19 protein-coding genes and 1 pseudogene are annotated in these 20,077 nt (G+C 61.9%); 8 read left to right on the top strand and 12 right to left on the bottom strand.

Annotated features, from left to right (window positions below):
- Positions 1-36: 36 nt before the first annotated feature.
- Positions 37-234, top strand: coding sequence for a Flp family type IVb pilin (locus J1D76_RS09885; protein ID WP_421138130.1), 198 nt, complete (start codon positions 37-39; stop codon positions 232-234).
- A gap of 74 nt (positions 235-308) precedes the next feature.
- A complete protein-coding gene (locus J1D76_RS09880) occupies positions 309-722 on the top strand; it encodes a response regulator (protein WP_421138129.1) in 414 nt (137 codons plus the stop codon).
- Positions 723-857: 135 nt separating this feature from the next.
- Here the strand turns inward: J1D76_RS09880 and J1D76_RS09875 are convergent, their stop codons facing one another.
- Together J1D76_RS09875 and J1D76_RS09870 are read right to left on the bottom strand one after the other, a co-directional pair.
- A complete protein-coding gene (locus J1D76_RS09875; RefSeq protein WP_421138128.1) occupies positions 858-1,712 on the bottom strand; it encodes a MaoC family dehydratase in 855 nt (284 codons plus the stop codon).
- Position 1,713: 1 nt separating this feature from the next.
- Positions 1,714-3,066 carry a 3-oxoacyl-ACP reductase gene (locus J1D76_RS09870; protein WP_421138127.1) on the bottom strand — a complete coding sequence of 451 codons (1,353 nt, stop codon included), beginning with the start codon at positions 3,064-3,066 and terminating at the stop codon, positions 1,714-1,716.
- Between the two features lie 221 nt (positions 3,067-3,287).
- Between J1D76_RS09870 and J1D76_RS09865 the strand changes: the two genes are divergently transcribed.
- Entirely contained in the window at positions 3,288-4,568 is a 1,281-nt protein-coding gene (locus tag J1D76_RS09865; protein WP_421138126.1) for an acetyl-CoA C-acetyltransferase, read from the top strand.
- 124 nt (positions 4,569-4,692) lie between these two features.
- Here the strand turns inward: J1D76_RS09865 and J1D76_RS09860 are convergent, their stop codons facing one another.
- Positions 4,693-5,421: a methyl-accepting chemotaxis protein gene (locus J1D76_RS09860; RefSeq protein WP_371317838.1), complete on the bottom strand. Its 729-nt coding sequence runs from the start codon at positions 5,419-5,421 to the stop codon at positions 4,693-4,695.
- A gap of 129 nt (positions 5,422-5,550) precedes the next feature.
- Positions 5,551-6,639, bottom strand: a pseudogene (locus J1D76_RS09855) (cache domain-containing protein); the annotation flags it as partial.
- 444 nt (positions 6,640-7,083) lie between these two features.
- Here J1D76_RS09855 and J1D76_RS09850 point away from each other — a divergent pair.
- Entirely contained in the window at positions 7,084-7,977 is an 894-nt protein-coding gene (locus tag J1D76_RS09850; RefSeq protein ID WP_421138125.1) for a PA4780 family RIO1-like protein kinase, read from the top strand.
- 139 nt (positions 7,978-8,116) lie between these two features.
- On the opposite strand, the gene cueR is transcribed toward J1D76_RS09850, so the two are convergent.
- The 3 genes from cueR to J1D76_RS09835 all read right to left on the bottom strand — a co-directional run bounded on the left by cueR (position 8,117) and on the right by J1D76_RS09835 (position 11,504).
- Positions 8,117-8,542: a Cu(I)-responsive transcriptional regulator gene (cueR, locus tag J1D76_RS09845; RefSeq protein ID WP_421138124.1), complete on the bottom strand. Its 426-nt coding sequence runs from the start codon at positions 8,540-8,542 to the stop codon at positions 8,117-8,119.
- On the bottom strand, positions 8,539-10,932 hold the full coding sequence (locus J1D76_RS09840) for a heavy metal translocating P-type ATPase (protein WP_421138123.1): 2,394 nt from the start codon (positions 10,930-10,932) through the stop codon (positions 8,539-8,541). The genes cueR and J1D76_RS09840 overlap by 4 nt, the downstream gene beginning before the upstream one ends.
- Positions 10,933-11,123: 191 nt before the next feature.
- Complete coding sequence (locus J1D76_RS09835; RefSeq protein ID WP_421138122.1) at positions 11,124-11,504, bottom strand: hypothetical protein; 381 nt, start codon at positions 11,502-11,504, stop codon at positions 11,124-11,126.
- Positions 11,505-11,652: 148 nt separating this feature from the next.
- Here J1D76_RS09835 and J1D76_RS09830 point away from each other — a divergent pair, with 148 nt between their 5' ends.
- A complete protein-coding gene (locus tag J1D76_RS09830) occupies positions 11,653-11,850 on the top strand; it encodes a heavy-metal-associated domain-containing protein (protein WP_421138121.1) in 198 nt (65 codons plus the stop codon).
- A 92-nt stretch (positions 11,851-11,942) separates the two neighbouring features.
- On the top strand, positions 11,943-13,151 hold the full coding sequence (locus J1D76_RS09825) for a multidrug effflux MFS transporter (protein WP_421138120.1): 1,209 nt from the start codon (positions 11,943-11,945) through the stop codon (positions 13,149-13,151).
- Here J1D76_RS09825 and J1D76_RS09820 read toward each other — a convergent pair.
- Together J1D76_RS09820 and J1D76_RS09815 are read right to left on the bottom strand one after the other, a co-directional pair.
- A complete protein-coding gene (locus J1D76_RS09820) occupies positions 13,148-13,321 on the bottom strand; it encodes a hypothetical protein (RefSeq protein ID WP_421138119.1) in 174 nt (57 codons plus the stop codon). The genes J1D76_RS09825 and J1D76_RS09820 overlap by 4 nt on opposite strands.
- Positions 13,322-13,548: 227 nt before the next feature.
- A complete protein-coding gene (locus J1D76_RS09815; RefSeq protein WP_421138118.1) occupies positions 13,549-14,562 on the bottom strand; it encodes a zinc-binding alcohol dehydrogenase family protein in 1,014 nt (337 codons plus the stop codon).
- Between the two features lie 124 nt (positions 14,563-14,686).
- Here J1D76_RS09815 and J1D76_RS09810 point away from each other — a divergent pair, with 124 nt between their 5' ends.
- Positions 14,687-15,616, top strand: a complete 930-nt coding sequence (locus tag J1D76_RS09810) for a LysR family transcriptional regulator (RefSeq protein ID WP_421138117.1) — start codon at positions 14,687-14,689, stop codon at positions 15,614-15,616.
- A gap of 316 nt (positions 15,617-15,932) precedes the next feature.
- Positions 15,933-16,667: an ArsR/SmtB family transcription factor gene (locus J1D76_RS09805; RefSeq protein WP_421138116.1), complete on the top strand. Its 735-nt coding sequence runs from the start codon at positions 15,933-15,935 to the stop codon at positions 16,665-16,667.
- A 130-nt stretch (positions 16,668-16,797) separates the two neighbouring features.
- On the opposite strand, the gene J1D76_RS09800 is transcribed toward J1D76_RS09805, so the two are convergent.
- The 3 genes from J1D76_RS09800 to J1D76_RS09790 all read right to left on the bottom strand — a co-directional run bounded on the left by J1D76_RS09800 (position 16,798) and on the right by J1D76_RS09790 (position 20,024).
- On the bottom strand, positions 16,798-17,751 hold the full coding sequence (locus J1D76_RS09800; RefSeq protein WP_421138115.1) for an adenosine deaminase: 954 nt from the start codon (positions 17,749-17,751) through the stop codon (positions 16,798-16,800).
- Positions 17,752-17,833: 82 nt separating this feature from the next.
- Positions 17,834-18,799, bottom strand: coding sequence for a 2-oxoglutarate and iron-dependent oxygenase domain-containing protein (locus J1D76_RS09795; protein WP_421138114.1), 966 nt, complete (start codon positions 18,797-18,799; stop codon positions 17,834-17,836).
- A 142-nt stretch (positions 18,800-18,941) separates the two neighbouring features.
- Positions 18,942-20,024 (bottom strand): BMP family ABC transporter substrate-binding protein, encoded by a 1,083-nt coding sequence (locus tag J1D76_RS09790; protein WP_421138113.1) that lies wholly within the window; start codon positions 20,022-20,024, stop codon positions 18,942-18,944.
- Between the last annotated feature and the right edge of the window lie 53 nt (positions 20,025-20,077).

Below are 20,077 nucleotides of genomic sequence, written 5' to 3'. Positions count from 1 at the left end.
TCCATGCAACACCCGGCGTCGTCCAGGAGAGATGCCATGTCTTTTTCCAAGCTGGTTCAGAAGGTCAAATCCGAGATTGTTTTTTATAAAAACCTCGCCAAGGATACGGAGGGGGCGTCGGGTATTGAATACGCCCTTATCGCCGGGATGGTGGCGGTTGCGTTGGTGGCATTCGTGACTCCGATCTCCACTGCGGTCACCGCGATGTTCAACAAGATTCAAGGGGCGCTGTGACAAGGAAATCGTCATTGGCGATTGCTTCAAACGGATCCTAACGTCAGCGCTTCGTCCATCGCAGGTATTGCCTCATGAACGCTCTCGCACAGCCACGCCAACAGCTGCTTCTGGTGGATGACGAAGAGGACGCATTACTGGAGTTGGCGGAGCTGCTGGAAGGCGAGGGCTTCAATTGTTTTACCGCCACCTCGGTCAAGCTTGCGTTGCAACACCTGACCCGGCACCCCGATATCGCCCTGGTGATCACCGATTTGCGCATGCCGGAGGAGAGCGGCATGTCGTTGATCAAGCGCTTGCGCGAACACACCTCGCGCCAGCATTTGCCGGTGATCGTGATGTCGGGGCATGCGGACATGGATGACGTCAGCGACATGCTGCGGCTGCAGGTGCTGGACCTTTTCCGCAAGCCGATTTACCACGTACGGCTGCTGGAGACCTTGAACACCCTGTTTCCGCAGCCACAGATGTATCTGGTCCACGGTTAAATCCTCAATTCCCCCACGATCCCTTGTAGGAGCTGGCTTGCCAGCGAAAGCGTCCAGCCAGCCACAATGTTGGACGTGCCGGCCGCTTCGCTGGCCAGCCAGCTCCTACAGGTGAGCTACGCCGGCACGAGCCTGTCAGGCCAGCGGCCGCCAGTGCCCGACCATGTGCTCCAGATCGCCCGCGCCGAGCAACTGCAAATCCCCGCTGGAACCGGGCGCACTGGCGAGCAACGCCACTTCGGAGGGCAGCCGCACCGGTTTTTTGAACTGCACCATGATCTCGACGCTTGCCGCCGGCAGATGCCCGGCCAGTGCCGCCAGCGTGCGCGCCTTGTTCCACAGGCCGTGGGCGATGGCGGTGGGGAAACCGAAGAGGCGTGCACTGGCCGCGCTCAGGTGGATCGGGTTGTAGTCGCCGGACACCCTGGCGTATTGCCGGCCAATGTCCCCAGGCGCTTTCCAGCGCTCGACTTCGCTCAGGGCCAGGCTCGTTGCCAGGTCATCGTCGAGCGCTTCACCTTCGAGCTTGACCCCGCGACAGAGCATCCGGCTTTCTGCCTCCCACAAGGGCCCCAACTGATCGTCGAGGGTGGTCAGCAAATCGAACGTCGCGCCCTTGGCATGGGGTTGCAGGTTCTGCACCTGGACGCTGACGCGCACCCGATTCACCCCGCCCATGGGGCGCAGCACATGAATGCGATTGCTCAGGTGAATCAGTCCCAGCAACGGGAACGGGAAGTCCCTGGCCGTGAGCAATTGCATCTGCAAGGCAAAGCCGAGGATGTGCGGAAAGGTCGGCGGCAGCAGGCCGTTGTCGGCGAAACCGCAGACCTTGCGATACGCCGCCAGCCGCTTGGGGTCGACATCGACCCAGCAGCGCAAACCGGCCTCGGGCAGGGTCGTGCCGGTGATCTTGCGCCGGGTCGCGGCCCGTGCATATAACCCCGGCAACCCGGGTTCGCGATTCAGAGTGTGCCAGTCGGTGATCATGCTAAGCCCCCAGGACACTTTGCCCGCACACGCGCAACGCTTGCCCGGTGAACGCGCCAGTGCCTGGTTGCGCCAGCCAGGCCACAGCCTCGGCGACGTCTTGCGGCAGGCCGCCCTGGCCCAGCGAACTCATGCGTCGTCCGGCTTCGCGCAGGCCGAAGGGAATGTGCGCGGTCATTTGTGTTTCGATGAAGCCCGGTGCTACGGCGTTGATGCTGATACCGCGCTCGTGAAGCAGCGGCGCCCACGCTTGCGCGAGGCCAATCAGCCCGGCCTTGCTCGCGGCGTAATTGGTTTGCCCACGATTGCCGGCGATACCGCTGATGGACGCCAGCAGAATCACCCGGCCGTTGTCGTGCAGGGTGCCGCTGTCGAGCAGGGCCTTGGTCAGCACTTGCGGTGCGTTGAGGTTGACCGCCAATACCGCGTCCCAGAATTCCGGGGTCATGTTGGCCAGGGTTTTATCGCGAGTAATGCCGGCATTGTGCACCACGATGTCGAGCCCGTCGGGCAATTGTTCGATCAACTGCGTGGCGGCGTCTTCGGCGCAAATGTCGAGGGTGATGCTGCGCCCGCCGAGGCGTGCGGCGAGGGCATCCAGATCGGTCTTGGCCGGCGGCACGTCGAGCAGGATGACCTCGGTGCCGTCACGGGCCAGGGTTTCGGCGATGGCCGCGCCAATACCGCGTGCTGCACCCGTCACCAGTGCCTTGCGCCCGGCAAGCGGGCGCGTCCAATCGCTGACGGGCGTCGCGCAAGGGTTCAGGCGAATCACCTGGCCGGACACGAAGGCACTTTTCGGCGAGAGGAAAAACCGCAACGGGCCTTCCAGTTGATCCTCGGCCCCTTCGCCGACATAGACCAATTGCAGGGTGCCGCCGCTGCGCAGCTCCTTGGCCAGCGAACGGCTGAAACCTTCCAGGGCCCGCTGCGCACTGGCGGCAAACGGGTCGCGCAGGGTTTGCGGGTCGCGCCCAAGAATCACCAGATGCGCGCAGTGATCGAGGTTCTTAATCAGCGGCTGGAAGAACTCGCGCAACTGCTTGAGCTGATCGGTGTGCAGCAGGTCACTGGCGTCGAACACCACAGCCTTGAGTTTCGGGCCGTGGCCGGGGATCCACGCGGTGGCCATCGATGGCTCGGTGCCGTAGCTGTAGATCGCGTCGGTGAGGCGGTTGGCGAAAGCGCTGACATTCTCCGCCAGTGGCCCGCCGCCAATCAGCAGCGCGCCTTCCACGGGCCGCAGCCGGCCTGCTTGCCAGCGCTCCAGCCGGGTCGGCGCCGGCAACCCAAGGGCGCCCACCACGCGATGGCCGATGGATGAATTGGCGAAGTCGATATACCGGTCAGACATGGAACGCGCTCCGAAAGCTGGGGTTCAAAGTGTGGACCACGAATGGCGATCAGTCGTTCGATCCACGAGATAAGGCCTACGCTTGGTTAAAGTGCAGGTGCGAGCCTGCTCGAGATGGCGACAAGTCAGTCGCCATCAATGTAGCCGACAGGCCGCCATCGCGAGCAGGCTCGCTCCTACAGGGGCGGTTTTCGATTTGAATCATTTTTCAGGAGCTTTTCATGACCCAGCAGCTGCGCCGCGTCGCGATCATCGGCGGTAACCGGATTCCGTTCGCCCGTTCCAACGGCCCCTACGCCACGGCCAGTAACCAGGTGATGCTCACCGCCGCCCTCGAAGGCCTGATCGAGCGCTACAACCTGCACGGCCAGCGCATCGGCGAAGTGGTCGCCGGCGCGGTGCTCAAGCTGTCGCGAGACATGAACCTCACCCGCGAATGCGTACTCGGCTCGCGGCTATCGCCGGCCACCCCGGCCTACGACATCCAGCAGGCCTGCGGCACCGGTCTGGAAGCGGCCCTGTTGGTGGCGAACAAGATTGCCCTGGGCCAGATCGACTGCGGCATCGCCGGTGGCGTCGACACCACGTCCGATGCGCCCATCAGTGTTAATGAAGGCCTGCGCAAAATCCTGCTGCAAGCCAACCGCGCCAAAACCACCGGCGACAAACTGAAAACCTTCCTGCAACTGCGCCCCAAGCATTTGGTCCCCGAGTTCCCGCGTAACGGCGAGCCGCGCACCGGATTGTCCATGGGCCAGCATTGCGAACTAATGGCGCAGACCTGGAACATCCCCCGTGAAGCCCAGGATCAATTGGCGCTCGAAAGCCATCAGAAACTGGCGGCGTCTTATGCCGAAGGCTGGCATAACGACCTGATGACGCCGTTCCTGGGCCTCACCCGTGACAACAACCTGCGCCCGGATTCGACCCTGGAAAAACTCGCCGCACTCAAGCCAGCCTACGAGAAAAGCGCCAAGGGCACCCTGACGGCGGGCAACTCCACGCCACTGACTGATGGCGCGTCGCTGGTGCTGCTGGGCAGTGAGGAGTGGGCCAAGGAACGCGGGTTGCCGATCCTCGCGTACCTGCGCGACGGCGAGGCGGCGGCGGTGGATTTCGTCAACGGCGCGGAAGGCTTGTTGATGGCGCCGGTCTACGCCGTACCGCGCTTGCTCGCGCGCAATGGCCTGACCTTGCAGGACTTCGACTACTACGAAATCCACGAAGCCTTTGCCGCGCAAGTGCTGTGCACGCTCAAGGCCTGGGAAGATCCGCAGTATTGCAAAACGCGGCTGGGACTGGATGCGCCGCTGGGCTCGATTGATCGCAGCCAGCTCAACGTCAAGGGCAGTTCACTGGCGGCGGGGCATCCGTTTGCCGCCACGGGCGGGCGCATTGTCGCCAACCTGGCGAAGTTGCTGGATGCGGCGGGCAAGGGGCGGGGGTTGATTTCGATCTGTGCGGCGGGCGGGCAGGGCGTGACGGCCATTATCGAACGCTGAGCAATAACCCCTGTAGGAGCGAGCCTGCTCGCGATGGCGGCCTATCAGTCAACATGGATGTTGAAGCTGATGCCCTCATCGCGAGCAGGCTCGCTCCTACAGGGTTTTTGGGTGTGGTTACGAATCAGGTACGGAACCTGCGCACCAACCCGTCCAGCTCATTCGACAACCCGGCCAGGCTCTGCGAATCCAGGCGTGCCGAGTTGGCCAGTTCCGCCACCAGTTGCGCATCGCCATGGATCTGGCTGATGTGCCGGTTGATGTCTTCGGCCACCTGATGTTGTTGTTCCGCTGCGGTGGCGATCTGCGTGTTCATGTCGCGGATCACGTCCACCGACTCGCGGATCTGCCCGAAACTGTTGCGCGCTTCACCGATGCGCGTCACCGATTGCTGGGACACTTCCAGGCTGGCGTGCATCTGCTGGGTCACCTGGCTGGTGCGTTTGGCGAGGTTGCCCAGCAGCCCGTCGATTTCTGCCGTGGAGTCGGCGGTGCGTTTGGCCAGGGCCCGCACTTCGTCGGCGACCACCGCAAAACCACGACCCTGTTCACCGGCGCGAGCCGCTTCGATCGCCGCGTTCAGCGCCAGCAGGTTGGTCTGTTCGGCGATCGAGCGAATGGTTCCGAGGATCGACTGAATGTCGTTGCTGTCGCGCTCCAGTTGTTGCATCGACTGGGCTGACTGTTCGATTTCCTGGCTCAGGCGGTCGACACTGTTCACCGCGGCATCGATCTGCTGCTGGCCTTCACGCGCCTGGCGCTGGCCGCTGTCCGCAGACTCTGCCGCCTGGCTGCAAGAGCGTGCGACTTCGTTGGCGGTGGCGACCATTTCGTGGAACGCCGTGGACACCATGTCCACCGCTTCACGCTGGCGACCGGCAGCTTCGGCCATGTCGCTGGAGACTTGGGTCGAGCTCTTGGAGGTGGCGAGAATCTTGCCCGCCGCGCCGCCGATGCTTTGGATCAGGTTGCGAATCGCGGTCAGGAACTGGTTGAACCAGTTGGCCAGTTGCGCGGTTTCGTCGCTGCCACGGATTTCCAGGTTCTTGGTCAGGTCGCCTTCACCCTGGGCGATGCCTTCGAGGCCGTCGGCCACGCTTCGGATCGGTCGCACGATGACGCTGGCGAAACTGGCGCCGACGACGGCGAAGATCACCGCCAGCACGCCCGCGATGATGGCGATCAACCAGGTCAGCTGAGTCGCGGTGCTCATCACGTCGCTCTGCTTGATCAGCCCGATAAAGGTCCAGCCCAACTGCTCGGACGGCCAGACGTTGGCCATGTAGCGCTCGCCGTTGAGTTCGACTTCGACCAAGCCTTTGCCGGCCTTGGCCAGTTGTGCGTAACCGTCGCCGAGGCTGCCCAAGGCCTTGAAGTTATGCTCCGGTTGCTTTGGATCGACCAGCACGGTGCCGGTGTTTTCCAGCAGCATCAGGTAGCCGGTTTCGCCGAGCTTGATCTGCTTGACCAGTTCGGTCAGCTGTTTGAGCGACACGTCGATGCTGACCACGCCGCCGTTGGTGCCCAGCTTGTTATCGATGGTGCGCACGGTGCTGACGTAGGCCGTATCGTTTTCGGCCCAGTAATAGGCCTCGGTACGGAACGGCTTGCCCGGTTTGGCCTGGGCCGCCTTGTACCACGGACGCTGGCGCGGGTCGTAGTTGGCCAGCTTGGCATCGTCCGGCCACGACACGTAGCCACCGGCGGCGGTGCCGAGAATCGCGTAGGCATAGGAAGGGTGGGCGTTGCCCAGGTCCTGCAGAAAACCGAAGACTTTTTTGTCCATCTCGCCTTGGGGAATGCTGTCGGCATTGGCGGCCATGTAAGTCTTGAGGCTGTCGTCGGAATTCTTGATCAGCGGTTGTTTGGCCAGGTATTCAACGTTCTGGCTGATGCCGTCGAAGAACAATTGCATGGCATTGCTGACCTGGCGGATTTCGCGACCGCTGCTGTCGACGAATCCGTCCTTGGCATCACTGCGCAGGTTCAGCACAACGAGGGTGGCGACCAGCACCACGGGCAGGCAGGCGATGATTGCAAACGCCCAGGTCAACTTCTGTTTGATGTTCATCCGCGCTCCAGATTTTCTTGTAGGCCCACGCAGTGCAGATGACTCGCGGTTTATTGGCAGCCGTAAACGTTCTTGGTCAACCCGGATCCTTGAGTGCGGCAGTGCCTTTGTTGGGGCAGCGCTTGTCGGACAAATCACTTTGTCACTCAGGGCTTCGGCTGTTGTCGGAGGAAATTGAGGGCTGTTGGGAAAATTCCTACGGAAGGTAGGGTGGTGGTGTCAGTTTCTGTCGCAATTGCCCTCGATGCCCCCTGCATAACAAGCAGCGCAGGCTCGGCTATGATCTTCAGCAGCCGTGACGGTCGTCGGTTTTTCCGCTGAATTGGGCACAATGTGTGCATCTGCAAGATTCATAAGTCGGCAACCCCTCCCCCCCGTGGATGGATTGCCGTATAACGAATGACTTTCGCGTGTTTGGTAATAAAGGACCCATAATAAAAGCTGATGAAGACTCCAAAACGCATTGAACCCCTGATCGAGGACGGTCTGGTCGACGAGGTGCTGCGCCCACTCATGAGTGGTAAAGAAGCAGCTGTTTATGTGGTGCGCTGCGGCAACGAGTTACGTTGCGCGAAGGTCTACAAGGAGGCGAATAAACGCAGTTTCCGTCAAGCGGCCGAGTATCAGGAAGGCCGCAAGGTACGCAACAGCCGTCAGGCCCGGGCGATGGCCAAGGGTTCCAAGTTTGGCCGCAAGGAAACCGAAGACGCCTGGCAGAACGCCGAAGTGGCGGCACTGTTCCGTCTGGCCAGTGCCGGCGTGCGGGTGCCCAAGCCGTTCGATTTCCTCGAAGGCGTGCTGCTCATGGAGCTGGTGGCCGATGAGTACGGCGATGCTGCGCCGCGTCTGAACGATGTGGTGCTGGAACCGGATCAGGCCCGCGAGTATCACGCGTACCTGATTTCGCAGATCGTGCTGATGTTGTGTACCGGTCTGGTGCACGGAGACCTGTCGGAGTTCAACGTGCTCCTGACGCCGACCGGCCCGGTCATCATCGACCTGCCGCAAGCGGTGGATGCGGCGGGCAACAATCACGCGTTCAGCATGCTGGAGCGGGACGTGGGCAACATGGCGTCCTACTTCGGGCGCTTTGCGCCGGAGTTGAAGAAGACCAAGTACGCCAAGGAAATGTGGGCCTTGTACGAGGCCGGCACCTTGCACCCGGCCAGCGTCCTGACCGGCGAGTTTGCCGACACGGAAGAGCTGGCGGATGTCGGCGGCATCATGCGCGAAATCGAGGCCGCGCGCCTTGACGAAGAGCGCAAGCAAGCGGCCCGCACGGCAGATGATGCACCACCTGGCAAAACCGAAGAACCGCCGCCACCGTGGATGCAGTGATCTGCTAAAAAAAAACCGGCTTCGGCCGGTTTTTTTGTGCGCCACCCAAATCCCTTGTAGGAGTGAGTCTGCTCGCGATAGCGTCGGCACTTTCAACATTGAGGTGTCAGGCAGATTGCTATCGCGAGCAGGCTCACTCCTACAGGGGGTTGCGGTGGTTGGTAGGTGGGGCGCAACACCCCGACTCCAGATTCTTCAGAATCGGGCAATCCGGCCGATGATCGCCCTGGCAGTGCTCGACCAGGTCCTGCAACGTATCTCGCAGCTGCCCCAGTTCGCGAATCTTCTGGTTCAACTCATCGATGTGCTGGCGGGCCAACGCCTTCACGTCGGCACTGGCGCGCTGGCGGTCTTGCCACAGGGTCAGCAGCTTGCCGACTTCTTCCAGGGAAAACCCCAGGTCCCGCGAACGCTTGATGAACGCCAGCGTGTGCAGGTCGTCGTCGCCATACACCCGGTAGCCACTGTCAGTGCGATGGGCCGCCTTGAGCAAACCGATGGACTCGTAATAACGGATCATCTTTGCGCTCAGGCCGCTGTGGCGGGCCGCTTGGCCGATGTTCATCGGTTGTCCTCCAGGTCCTTGGGTTTCCAGGTTTTCAACAGTAGCGCATTGCTCACCACGCTGACGCTCGACAACGCCATCGCCGCCCCGGCCAACACTGGATTGAGGAAGCCGAACGCCGCCAGCGGTATACCGATCAGGTTATAGACGAAGGCCCAGAACAGGTTCTGCCGGATCTTCGCGTAGGTGTTGCGGCTGATCTCCAGCGCGGCCGGCACCAGCCGTGGGTCGCCGCGCATCAGGGTGATACCGGCCGCGTGCATGGCAACGTCGGTGCCACCGCCCATGGCGATGCCAATGTCCGCGGCGGCCAGTGCCGGCGCGTCATTGATGCCATCGCCGACCATCGCCACCACACCGGTTTTTTTCAGGGCGGCGACCGTGGCGGCCTTGTCCGCCGGCAGCACTTCGGCGTGCACATCGTCGATGCCCAGCGCTTGGGCCACGCCCCTGGCGCTGCCGCGATTGTCGCCGGTCAGCAAGTGGCTACTGATGTTCCGGGCGCTGAGTTGGTGCACCGCTTGCAGCGCGCCGGGCTTGAGCGTGTCGCCGAAAGCGAACAGGCCCAGCACCCGTGGTGCCGGTGTTTGCTCAATCAGCCAGGACAAGGTCCGGCCTTGGTTTTCCCACTGGGCGGCCGAATCGGCCAGCGGACCAGCGTTCAGACCGCAGTCTTCCAACACGCGCCGGTTGCCCAGTGCCAAGCGACGCCCTTCGAGGCTGCCGGCAATCCCGCGACCGGTCAGGGACTGGCTGTCGGTCACATCGGCCACGTTCAAACCACGTTCGGCACAGGCATCGAGAACGGCCTTTGCCAGCGGATGCTCACTGCCGCGTTGCAGGGCGCCGGCCAGTTGCAACAGGCTCGCCTCATCACCGTCGACGGCGCTCAGATGTGCGATGCGTGGTGCGCCAGAGGTGAGGGTCCCGGTCTTGTCGAACACCACGGCACTGACTTCATGGGCGCGCTCCAAGGCTTCGGCGTCCTTGATCAGAATCCCGTAGCGCGCCGCCACGCCGGTGCCGGCCATGATTGCCGTCGGCGTGGCCAGGCCCAGTGCGCAAGGGCAGGCGATCACCAGCACCGCCACGGCGTTGATCAGCGCCGTTTCCATCGGCGCGCCATACAGCCACCAGCCGATCAGGGTCGCCAACGCGATCAACAACACCGCGGGCACGAACACCTGGCTGACTTTATCCACCAGTTTCTGGATCGGCGCCTTGGCGGCCTGGGCGTCCTCCACCAAACGGATGATCCGCGCCAGCACGGTTTCCGCGCCGAGGGCCTGGGTCCGTACCAGCAAACGACCTTCACCGTTGATCGCGCCGCCGGTGACCTTGTCGCCGGGCTGCTTGGGAACCGGCAGGCTCTCGCCGCTGATCAGCGCTTCGTCTGCGTGGCTCTGGCCTTCGACCACTTCGCCATCCACCGGAAAGCGTTCGCCAGGTTTGACCAGCACCAGGTCATCGAGTCGCAGGGCATTGATGGCGACTTCTTGCTCGCGACCCTCGATCACCTGAATCGCCCGTTCCGGGCGCAAGGCTTCGAGGGCGCGGATGGCACTGGCGGTCTGGCGCTTGGCACGGCTTTCCAGGTATTTGCCCAACAACACCAAGGCGATCACTACTGCCGATGCTTCGAAGTACAGATGCGGCATGCGCCCGGAGGCATTGGCCCATTCGTACACGCTCAAGCCATAACCGGCACTGGTGCCCAGGGCCACCAGCAAATCCATATTGCCGGCCCCGGCGCGCACGGCTTTACACGCGGCGACATAGAAGCGTGCGCCGAAGATAAATTGCACCGGCGTGGCCAGGGCGAATTGCGCCCAGGCCGGCAGCATCCAGTGCACGCCGAACGGTTGGAGCAGCATCGGCAACACCAACGGCAAGGCGAGGGCAATGGCGATGATCAAGGCCAGGCGCTCACGGTGCAGGCGTTGCTGTTGGTTGTCGGTCGACGGGTGTTCGGCTTGCCAAACGCTGGCGCTGTAGCCCGCCTTGGTCACCGCGGCGACGAGGGTCTGCGGATCGACCTGGCCTAGCAACTCAAGGTGGGCGCGTTCGTTGGCCAGGTTGACGCTGACGCTTTTGACGCCCGCCACTTTGCCCAGCGCCCGCTCGACGCGACCGACGCAGGATGCGCAAGTCATGCCGTCGATATTCAATTCCAGGCTGTGTTGCGGCACGCTGTAGCCGGCCTTCGCCACGGCATCCACCAACGCGGGCAGGCTGTCGTGGGGTGCCTGGACTCGGGCTTGTTCAGTGGCGAGGTTGACGCTGACGGCACTGGCGCCGATGACTTTGCTCAAGGCGCGCTCGACACGCCCGGCGCAACTGGCGCAGGTCATGCCGGCAATCGGCAGGTCGAACGTGGTGGATTCGGACATCGGTCGCACTCCCTGTAGTAGATGACCACAGGATCAACCTTGCCATGCCGGCAAGGTCAAGCACCAATCTTGAACCCGCCGCTGATCCCCTGTAGGAGCGAGCCTGCTCGCGAAAGCGGTGTGTCATGCAACATTTGTGTCGACTGATATGACGGCTTCGCGAGCAGGCTCGCGCCTACAAGGGATGTGTATCAGTAGCCGAGCCCGGTACGTTTCAGGTACATCCCTTCCTGAGTCATGGCGATCCGGTATTTGAGGATGTCCCCGGCCTTGAGCACGATGTCCTGCGAGCCCGGGGCCAGCATGCCCGCGTTGCAGCCCGGGACCTGGCCCGGCAGCAGTTTCAGACGCAGCGACACCCTGCCTGGCGGCAGGTTGAACGACGTGCTCTGCTCCTGAAACAACCGCGCCGCCAGTTGATCCTGGATGTACACACCGATCTCGCAGCTGGTCGCGACTTCAAGGCGTTCGCGGGAAATGATCAGCACGCCATAATCCTGGGCGGCATTGACCGAAGGGACGGCGGCGAAAAGGCTGAGAAAGCCAAACAGGCTGAAAACTGACCAGCGCATGGCTGAATCTCCTGAATTCGAGTCATTGATGGACGCAGCTTGGCCGAGCCCGGCGCCGATTGCCAGCCCGGCAGCGACGTCCAGAACTTGACCTTGCCATGGTGGCAAGCTCCAAACTTGCTTCAAACCCCGGAAATGGAGTCATCCCATGCAAGTGTTCACGGTTGAAGGCATGTCTTGCGGTCATTGCGTCAAGGCCATCACCCAAGCGGTCCAGGCCAAGGATCCGGCAGCCAGCGTGCGGGTCGACCTGGCAGCAAAAGAGGTGGGCGTCGAAAGTGCCTTGACCGCCCAGCAAGTCATCGAGGCGGTCAGCGAAGAGGGCTACGGCATCAAATTGGCCTGATTTTAATAGTTAGCGAGCTACCGGAATGTTCAAGGCGTCCCTGCGCGGCTAGACTGTCGGGCTGCCCCGACTTCTGTCCAACTGGATGCCTGATGAACTTCCGTACCATTTTGATTCTCGGCGCCTTGAGCGCTTTCGGTCCGCTGGCGATCGACTTCTACCTGCCGGCGTTTCCGGCCATGGCACTGGCCTTTGGCACCGACGAAAATCACGTACAAATGACGTTGGCGGCGTACTTCCTCGGCTTGTCCATTGGTCAGCTGGCCTACGGGCCGGTGGCGGATCGCTTCGGGCGACGCATCCCGCTGCTCATCGGTGTCGGGCTGTTTACCCTCGCCTCGGTCGCCTGCGCCTATGCACCGAACCTGGATTGGCTAATCGGTGCGCGTTTCATCCAGGCCTTGGGCGGCTGTGCGGGGATGGTGATTTCCCGGGCGGTGGTCAGTGACAAATGCGATGCGGTGGGTTCGGCGAAAGTCTTTTCGCAGTTGATGCTGGTGATGGGGCTGGCGCCGATTCTCGCGCCATTGCTCGGTGGCTTGATGGTCAACACGACGGGCTGGCAATCGATCTTCCTCGCCTTGACCGGTTTCAGTGCGCTGGCGGGATTGGCGGTTGCGATGGGGCTGCCGGAAAGCTTGCCCGCCCACCTTCCGCGTCAGCCGCTGTCGGGCGCGTTGAACCAGTACGGGCGGTTGCTGGCCGACCCGATCTTTCTCGGCCATGCCCTGACCGGCGGCATCGCCATCGCCGGGATGTTTGCCTACATCGCCGGTTCGCCCTTCATCATCATCAAGCTCTATGGCGTGCCGGCCGAGCATTTCGGCTGGCTGTTCGGCACCAATGCGGCGGGCTTCATTCTGGTGGCTCAGGTCAATGCGCGGTTGCTGGCCAAGCGTGGCCCTGCATTCTTGCTGGTGCGCGCCGTGTGGGTGTATCTGCTGGCCGGTCTGGCCTTGCTCGCGGTCAGCGCCTTGCACACGACACACTTGTTGCCACTGCTGATTCCACTGTTCATTTGTATCGCCAGCCTGGGTTGCATCAGCCCCAACGCCGCCGCCTGCGCGATGAGCGGGCAGGGCGGCCGGGCCGGCAGCGCCTCGGCGTTGCTCGGTTGTCTGCAATTCAGTGTGGCCGCGGGTGCCTCGGCGTTGGTCGGCGTATTGCACGATGGCAGCGCCGTCCCGATGGCCATGGTCATCAGTCTGTGCGGGGTTCTCGTAGTGAGCGCAGCGATGCTCACCCGGCGCTTGCAAAATGCCCGGGCGCTGGCGCAAACCCAGGTGGGAGACCGGGGTTAACCGGCAGCACGCTGCGGATGAAGGACGGGGATCTGGTGAGGGGCCTGGATGCGGGCTTCGAGGGTGCGGGTAAACGCGCGAGCTTCTGCTTCGCTGCGAAACGTCACAGCATGTTGGTCAAGGCGCACTTGCCACTGGGATTTTGCCATTTCTTTTATCAGGATCTTCATCGCCGATCTCCTCTCGTAAAAGACGTTACGCAAAAGAATGCCTCGCAGGAGATTCGATTGTAGTCCCCTATCCGATCACCATTGTGACAAGGGACAACTGTCAGACTGACGGTTTGTAACGAAAAAAAAATACGGTTTTTTCGAGTGCATCAGCGGGCGATGATCGGCGACCGGGACATCCCGGTCGTCGATAAAAAAAGCATAAGGCGAGGGTTTCCTTCCGCGCTTCAGAACCCTTCCAGCACAATCTTGCCCTTGGCCTTGCCGCTTTCGAGCAGGGCATGCGCTCGGCGCAGATTGGCCGCATTGATCGTGCCGAAATGTTCCCCCACGGTGGTTTTCAGGGTACCGGCATCGATCAGCCCGGCGACGCGATTGAGCAGGTGGTGTTGCTCGATCATGTCCACGGTTTCAAACAGTGAACGGGTGTACATGAACTCCCAGTGCAGCGACAGGCTCTTGCGTTTGAGCTTGGTCACGTCCAGCGACTTGGGGTCATCGATCAGCGCGAGTTTGCCCTGGGGCGCCAGTGCCTCGACCAGTTGGTCCAGGTGCTGGTCGGTCTGGGTCAGGCTGGCGACGTGGGTCACCTGCTCGATACCGGCACGCTTGAGCGCTTCGCTCAATGGCTGGCTATGGTCGACTACCAGGTCGGCGCCCAGTTCTTGTACCCAGTTTTGGGTCTGCTCACGCGAGGCGGTGCCGATGACCTTGAGTGCCGTCAGTTGGCTGGCCAGTTGCGTAAGAATCGAGCCCACGCCGCCGGCCGCGCCGACGATCAACAGGCTCTGGCCTTCATCGGTTTCCCCTTCACGCACTTGCAGGCGTTCGAACAGCAACTCCCAGGCCGTGATCGCGGTAAGCGGCAGGGCAGCGGCTTCAGCGAAACCGAGGGACTTGGGCATATGGCCGACGATGCGCTCGTCCACCACGTGCAATTCGCTGTTGCCGCCCGCACGGGCGATGGAACCGGCGTAGAACACCTTGTCGCCCACCTTGAACAGCGACACGTCACTGCCCACGGCCTTGACCACGCCGGCCACGTCCCAACCCAGCACCTTGGCCGCGCCGTTTTCAGGCTGGACGTTCTGCCGCACTTTGGTGTCCACCGGGTTCACCGAGATGGCTTTGACTTCCACCAGCAAGTCGCGAGGGCCGGCCACCGGCGCCGGCAACTCGATGTCTTGCAGGGCGTTGTCGTCGCTGATCGGCAACGAGGCGTAGTAGGCAATGGCTTTCATGGAGGCTCCTGGACACTAAAAAAGAACAGATTCGATGGAGGTCATGATTGGCTATTTCCACTGAAGATAAAACCGGCTAAAAGAGCAGTCTCTTTCAATGGTTTGTTGATAATCGGGGCTTTCGATGCTGCGTTTTGATGACTTGCAGTTGTTTGTCCGGGCAGCGGACCTGGGCAGTCTGTCGGCGGCCGCCCGGGGCATGGACATGTCGGCGGCCGTGGCCAGTGCGGCGCTCAAGCGCATCGAACAACAACTCGGCGCCCGCCTGCTGGCCCGTTCGACACGCAGCCTGCGCCTGACCGCCGAAGGCGAGGGCTTTTTGGAATACGCCCGTGCGGCCCTGAGCAATCTTGACGAAGGCCGGCGGTTGTTGGCGAGCGGTCAGGACCAGGTCAGTGGCGTTCTGCAATTGTCGGCGCCCTCGGACTTTGGTCGCAACCTGCTGCTGCACTGGCTCGATGAGTTTCAGCGCGAACATCCGAAACTGACCGTGCGGCTGCTGCTCGGTGACCGCATTGCCGATCTGTTTCGCCAGCCGGTGGACATCGCCCTGCGCTACGGAGAACCGGAGGATTCCAGCCTGGTGGCGCTGCCCATCGCCCCGCAGAACCGCCGGGTGTTATGCGCCGCTCCCGAGTATCTGGCGCGCCATGGCGAGCCGCGGCATCTGGAGCAATTGGCCCAGCACAATTGCCTGTTGTACATGCTCGGCAGCCGGGTCCACGACCATTGGAGTTTCCACGACGGCAAACGCGAAGTCAGCCTGACCGTCAGTGGCGATCGCTTCAGTGACGATGCCGACGTCGTGCGCCTGTGGGCCTTGGCTGGTGCCGGGATCGCCTACAAGTCCTGGCTCGATGTCGCCGCCGATGTGCAGGCCGGTCGCTTGAAGGTACTGATGCCGGAGCTGCTGTGTGAGCGTGCACCGCTGAATCTGTTGTGCGCCCATCGCGCACAATTGAGTAAGCCGGTGAACCTGTTGCGGGAAATGCTTGCCAGCCGATGCGCCGCAATCGGCAGTCAATTTCCGGGCTTGGCGGATATCGATCATTAGTCGCAGCAAAAAAGAGAAATTTCCCTCAAGAACGATCACCACCTGAGCCGGGCGGAGGACAGGAACCGGCGCCCAACCCGCCTATACTATCGCCCGCAAGATGCACGTAGCGTCGACCCCGTAATGGCGGGGCCACGTTCGAGTCGGCCCGGTAGCGCGGCCATCTTTGCGGCCTTCGCAGCACCGGCCAGGCAATGCCGATCATTGGGCAAGGCGTTGCCGGGTCTGTGGCGGTTTCCCCGGATTGGCCGACGACACATTACTGGTCAAGATGACTCTGGGCAGTAGACGAAACGATTCAACAGGGAGTGAATACATGGAACATGCACCTTGCATCAGCCAGATCGCCACATTGCTGGCTGACCCCAAGCGCAGTGCAATGATGTGGGCCTTGATGGATGGCGCGGCGCGAGCAACCGAAGAGCTGGCGTTGCTGGCCGGCCTGTCGCCGTCTTCGGCCAGCGCACACCTGGGACGTTTGTCCGCCGGAGGGTTGTTGAAGGTTGAGAACCGCGGCCGCAAACGTTTCTTTCGCCTGGCCGCGCCCGAGGTCGGGGCCGCCATCGAAGCCCTCGCCAGCGCGACCCTCGCCAGTGCACCCCAGGATATTGCGGATGTCTTCAAGCGCAATGCGCTGCCGGTCAAACCCCAGGCGGTGCGTTCGTCGTTGTTGCGTGCCCGACTGTGTGACGATCATTTGGGGGGCACCCTGTCCGCCGACCTGTATCAGCGGCTGCTGGAGGCCAACTGGATCGAACAGTTCGATCAACGAGTGACAGTCACACTCAAGGGTGCGACGGAATTGGCGGCACGGGGCGTGTACATCCAGGCACTGACCCATCACAACGGCCGGGTTGCCTGTGCGTGCCCTGACTGGAGCGAAAGACGCCCGCACATGGGCGGCTCGCTGGGCGCGGCGTTGTTGCAGCTTTTCATGCAGTCGGGCTGGTTGAGCCTGCCCAACGACTCCCGAGCCTTGCAGGTGACGGCTGCTGGGCAACGCGAGATTCATCGCTTCGCCAAGGATACCGAACTGGAAATGGCATTCTAGGACTTTGACCAAACACCCAACCCGTAGGAGCTGGCTTGCCAGCGAAGAGGCCGGAACATTCAACATTTTCAGTGAATGAGGCGACGCCTTCGCTGGCAAGCCAGCGCCTACTATTGTTCGGCGATGTTGCTTACGGTTTGACCAATCGTGCATCGAGGCTGTTCTGCGCCAGGCGTTGGGCCTGGTCCTGGGTCATGCCCAGGTGTGTGTAGAGCGCATCGAAGTTTTCGGTGACGTAACCGCCGAAGTACGCCGGGTCATCGGAGTTCACCGTCACTTTCACGCCGCGCTCGAGCATGTCGAGAATGTTGTGCTGCGACATGTGATCGAACACGCAGAGCTTTGTGTTGGACAACGGGCACACGGTCAGCGGGATCTGCTCGTCGATGATGCGCTGCATCAGGCGCTCGTCTTCGATGGCGCGCACGCCGTGGTCAATGCGCTGGATTTTCAGCAGGTCGATGGCTTCCCAGATGTACTCAGGTGGGCCTTCTTCACCGGCGTGGGCCACCGTCAGGAAGCCTTCGTGACGAGCGCGGTCGAACACGCGCTGGAATTTGCTCGGCGGATGGCCCATCTCGGAACTGTCCAGGCCCACGGCAACGAACGCATCGCGAAACGGCAGTGCCTGGTCGAGGGTTTTCTGTGCTTCGTCTTCGCTGAGGTGGCGCAGGAAGCTCAGGATCAAGCCACTGGTGATGCCCAGTTGCTGCTCCCCATCCTTGAGTGCGGCGGCGATGCCATTGAGCACCACTTCGAACGCGATGCCACGGTCGGTGTGAGTCTGCGGGTCGAAGAACGGTTCGGTGTGAATCACGTTCTGCTCTTTGCACTTGAGCAGGTACGCCCAGGTCAGGTCGTAGAAATCCTGGGAGGTGCGCAACACATCGGCGCCCTTGTAATACAAGTCGAGGAACTCTTGCAGGTTGATGAAGGCATACGCCTTGCGCAAGGTTTCGACGTCGTTCCACGGCAAGGCAATCTTGTTGCGCTCGGCCAGGGCGAACAACAGCTCGGGTTCCAGCGAACCTTCCAGGTGTAGGTGCAATTCTGCCTTGGGCAGGGCGTTCAGCCAGTCATACATGATTCTTTTCTCATCAGGTGCAATGGCCGCCATTCTACAGAGTGTTGCCGCAAAAATTGGTAAAACCTGACCGGGCGGTTCATCACACCGCTTCCAGTTCCCGACGATAGGCGTAGGTGTCGGCGAAGCGCGAGAGCAGGAACTCGGCGCAGGTGGTGGCCGGGTATTTCGCCGGGTGCTGTTCATCCTGGCAACCGGGCAGGCATTCGATACGAGTATCGGGGTGAGGTTCTGCAAAGAACGGCATCGAGTAACGGTCCACGCCCAATGGGCTGATCACCCGGTGCGGGGTCGACAGATAACGGTCATTGCTCCAGCGCGCCATCATGTCGCCAAGGTTGACCACGAACGTGCCGACGATGGGCGGCGCATCGATCCATTCGCCCTTGACGTTGCGCACTTGCAGCCCGCCTGCCGCGTCCTGGTAGAGCAGGGTGATGCAGCCGTAATCGGTGTGCGCCCCGGCGCCTTGCTGCTCGGCGGAACTGGCGGTGTGGCGTGGCGGGTAATGGATCATGCGCAGCACGCTGACCGGGTCTTTGAAGCGTGTGTCGAAAAAGTCCGGTTCGATGCCCAAGGCCAGGGTCATGGCGCGCAACAGCGTTTGGGCGAGGGCTTGCATGTCGGCGTAATGCTGCTCCATCAGCGCTTGCCAACCGGGTTGCACGGGGTGACGGTTGGGGCCGCGCAAGGGTTTTTCCGCGAGCACCTCGGGGTGGTCGGCCGGCAGGTGCAGGCCCATGTCGAACGTTTCCTTGAGGTCGCTGGGCTTGCTCGGGTCCAGTTGCTCAGTGGCGATGGCGCCGTAGCCACGATGGTGACGGGTCTGGGTGATGTCGATCGTGAGTTTTTCGGCGGCAGGCAGGCCAAAGAAGCGCTTGGCGTGGTCGAACAGGGCATCGATCCGGGGCGCGCTGATTGGGTGACCCTGGATGTAGAAAAAGCCCCACTCGCGGCAGGCCTGGTCGATTTGTTTCGCCACGGCTGGCCAGGCATTTTGGTCATCGTTGTAGAGCGGGCTGATGTCGATGATGGGAAGGCTGTTCATACGCAATCCTTGAGAACGCTATGAATCCCTTGTAGGCGCTGGCTTGCCAGCGAAGAGGCCATCCGATCCAGCATTTTTGTTGAATGTGATGACGCATTCGCTGGCAAGCCAGCTCCTACAGAGGGTGTGAGGGGGCTGAAAATTACTTGGGCATCTCGGCCTTCATGCCTTCCACGTAGTAATTCATCGACGCCAGTTCCGCTGTTGTCGCGCTAATGCCCGCCGGGATTTTCTCGACGCCGGCCTGATCCTTGATCGGCCCGGTGAACGGCTGCAGCGCACCACTCTTGATGTCGGCGATGAGCTGTTCGGCTTCGCTCTTCACTGCTGGCGGGACCAGGTCGCTGATCGGCAATTGAATCGTGCCTTCCTTCATGCCGCCCCAGTAGTCCTGGGATTTCCAGTCATGGTCGATCACGCTTTGGGTGGCCTGGATGTAGTGCGGGCCCCAGTCGTTGACGATGGAGGTCAGTACCGCTTTGGGGCCGAAGTGCGCCATGTCCGAAGCGTAGCCCACGGCGTAGACGCCGCGCCGCTCGGCCGCCTGGATCGGCGCCGGGCTGTCGGTGTGCTGGAACACCACGTCCACGCCCTGGTCGATCAGGGCGTTGGCGGCATCGGCTTCCTTGCCCGGATCGAACCACGAGTTGACCCACACCACCTTGATCTCGGTGCCCGGGTTGTACTTGTTCAGGGCCAGCTGGATGGCGTTGATGTCGCGGATCACTTCCGGGATCGGGAACGAGGCGACGTAGCCGATCTTCTTGGTCTTGGTCATCTTCGCGGCGAGGAAGCCGCTGACGTAGCGGCCCTCGTAGGTGCGTGCCAGGTAGGTGCCGAGGTTCTTGTCCTGCTTGTAGCCAGTGGCGTGCTCGAAGGTCACCGTGGGAAATTGCTTGGCGACTTTCACGGTGGGGTTCATGTAGCCGAAGGATGTGGTGAAGATCAGGTCGTATTTGTCCTTGGCCATGTTGCGGATCACGCGCTCGGCGTCGGCACCTTCGGCGACGTTTTCCACGTAGTTGGTGGTGATCTGCGCGCCGAATTTGTCCGCGAGTTCCTTGCGCCCCTGTTCATGCTGATACGTCCAGCCGTGGTCGCCAATCGGGCCGATATAGACGAAGCCGACTTTCAGCGGGTCGTTGGCGCTGGCGGTCAGGCTGGCGCTCAAACCGATGGCCGCCGTGACGGCGCAAAGCAGCTTCTTCAACGGACGTTTGTGCATGAATTGAAACTCCATTTTGTTGTGAGGTTGGCTGGGCGCTTGGGCTTGCACAG

The organism is Pseudomonas sp. NFX15 (assembly GCF_049132105.1).
Taxonomy (GTDB): Bacteria; Pseudomonadota; Gammaproteobacteria; order Pseudomonadales; family Pseudomonadaceae; genus Aquipseudomonas.
The sequence above is the reverse complement of the archived record's forward strand: the minus strand, read 5'-3'. Positions and strand labels throughout refer to the sequence as shown.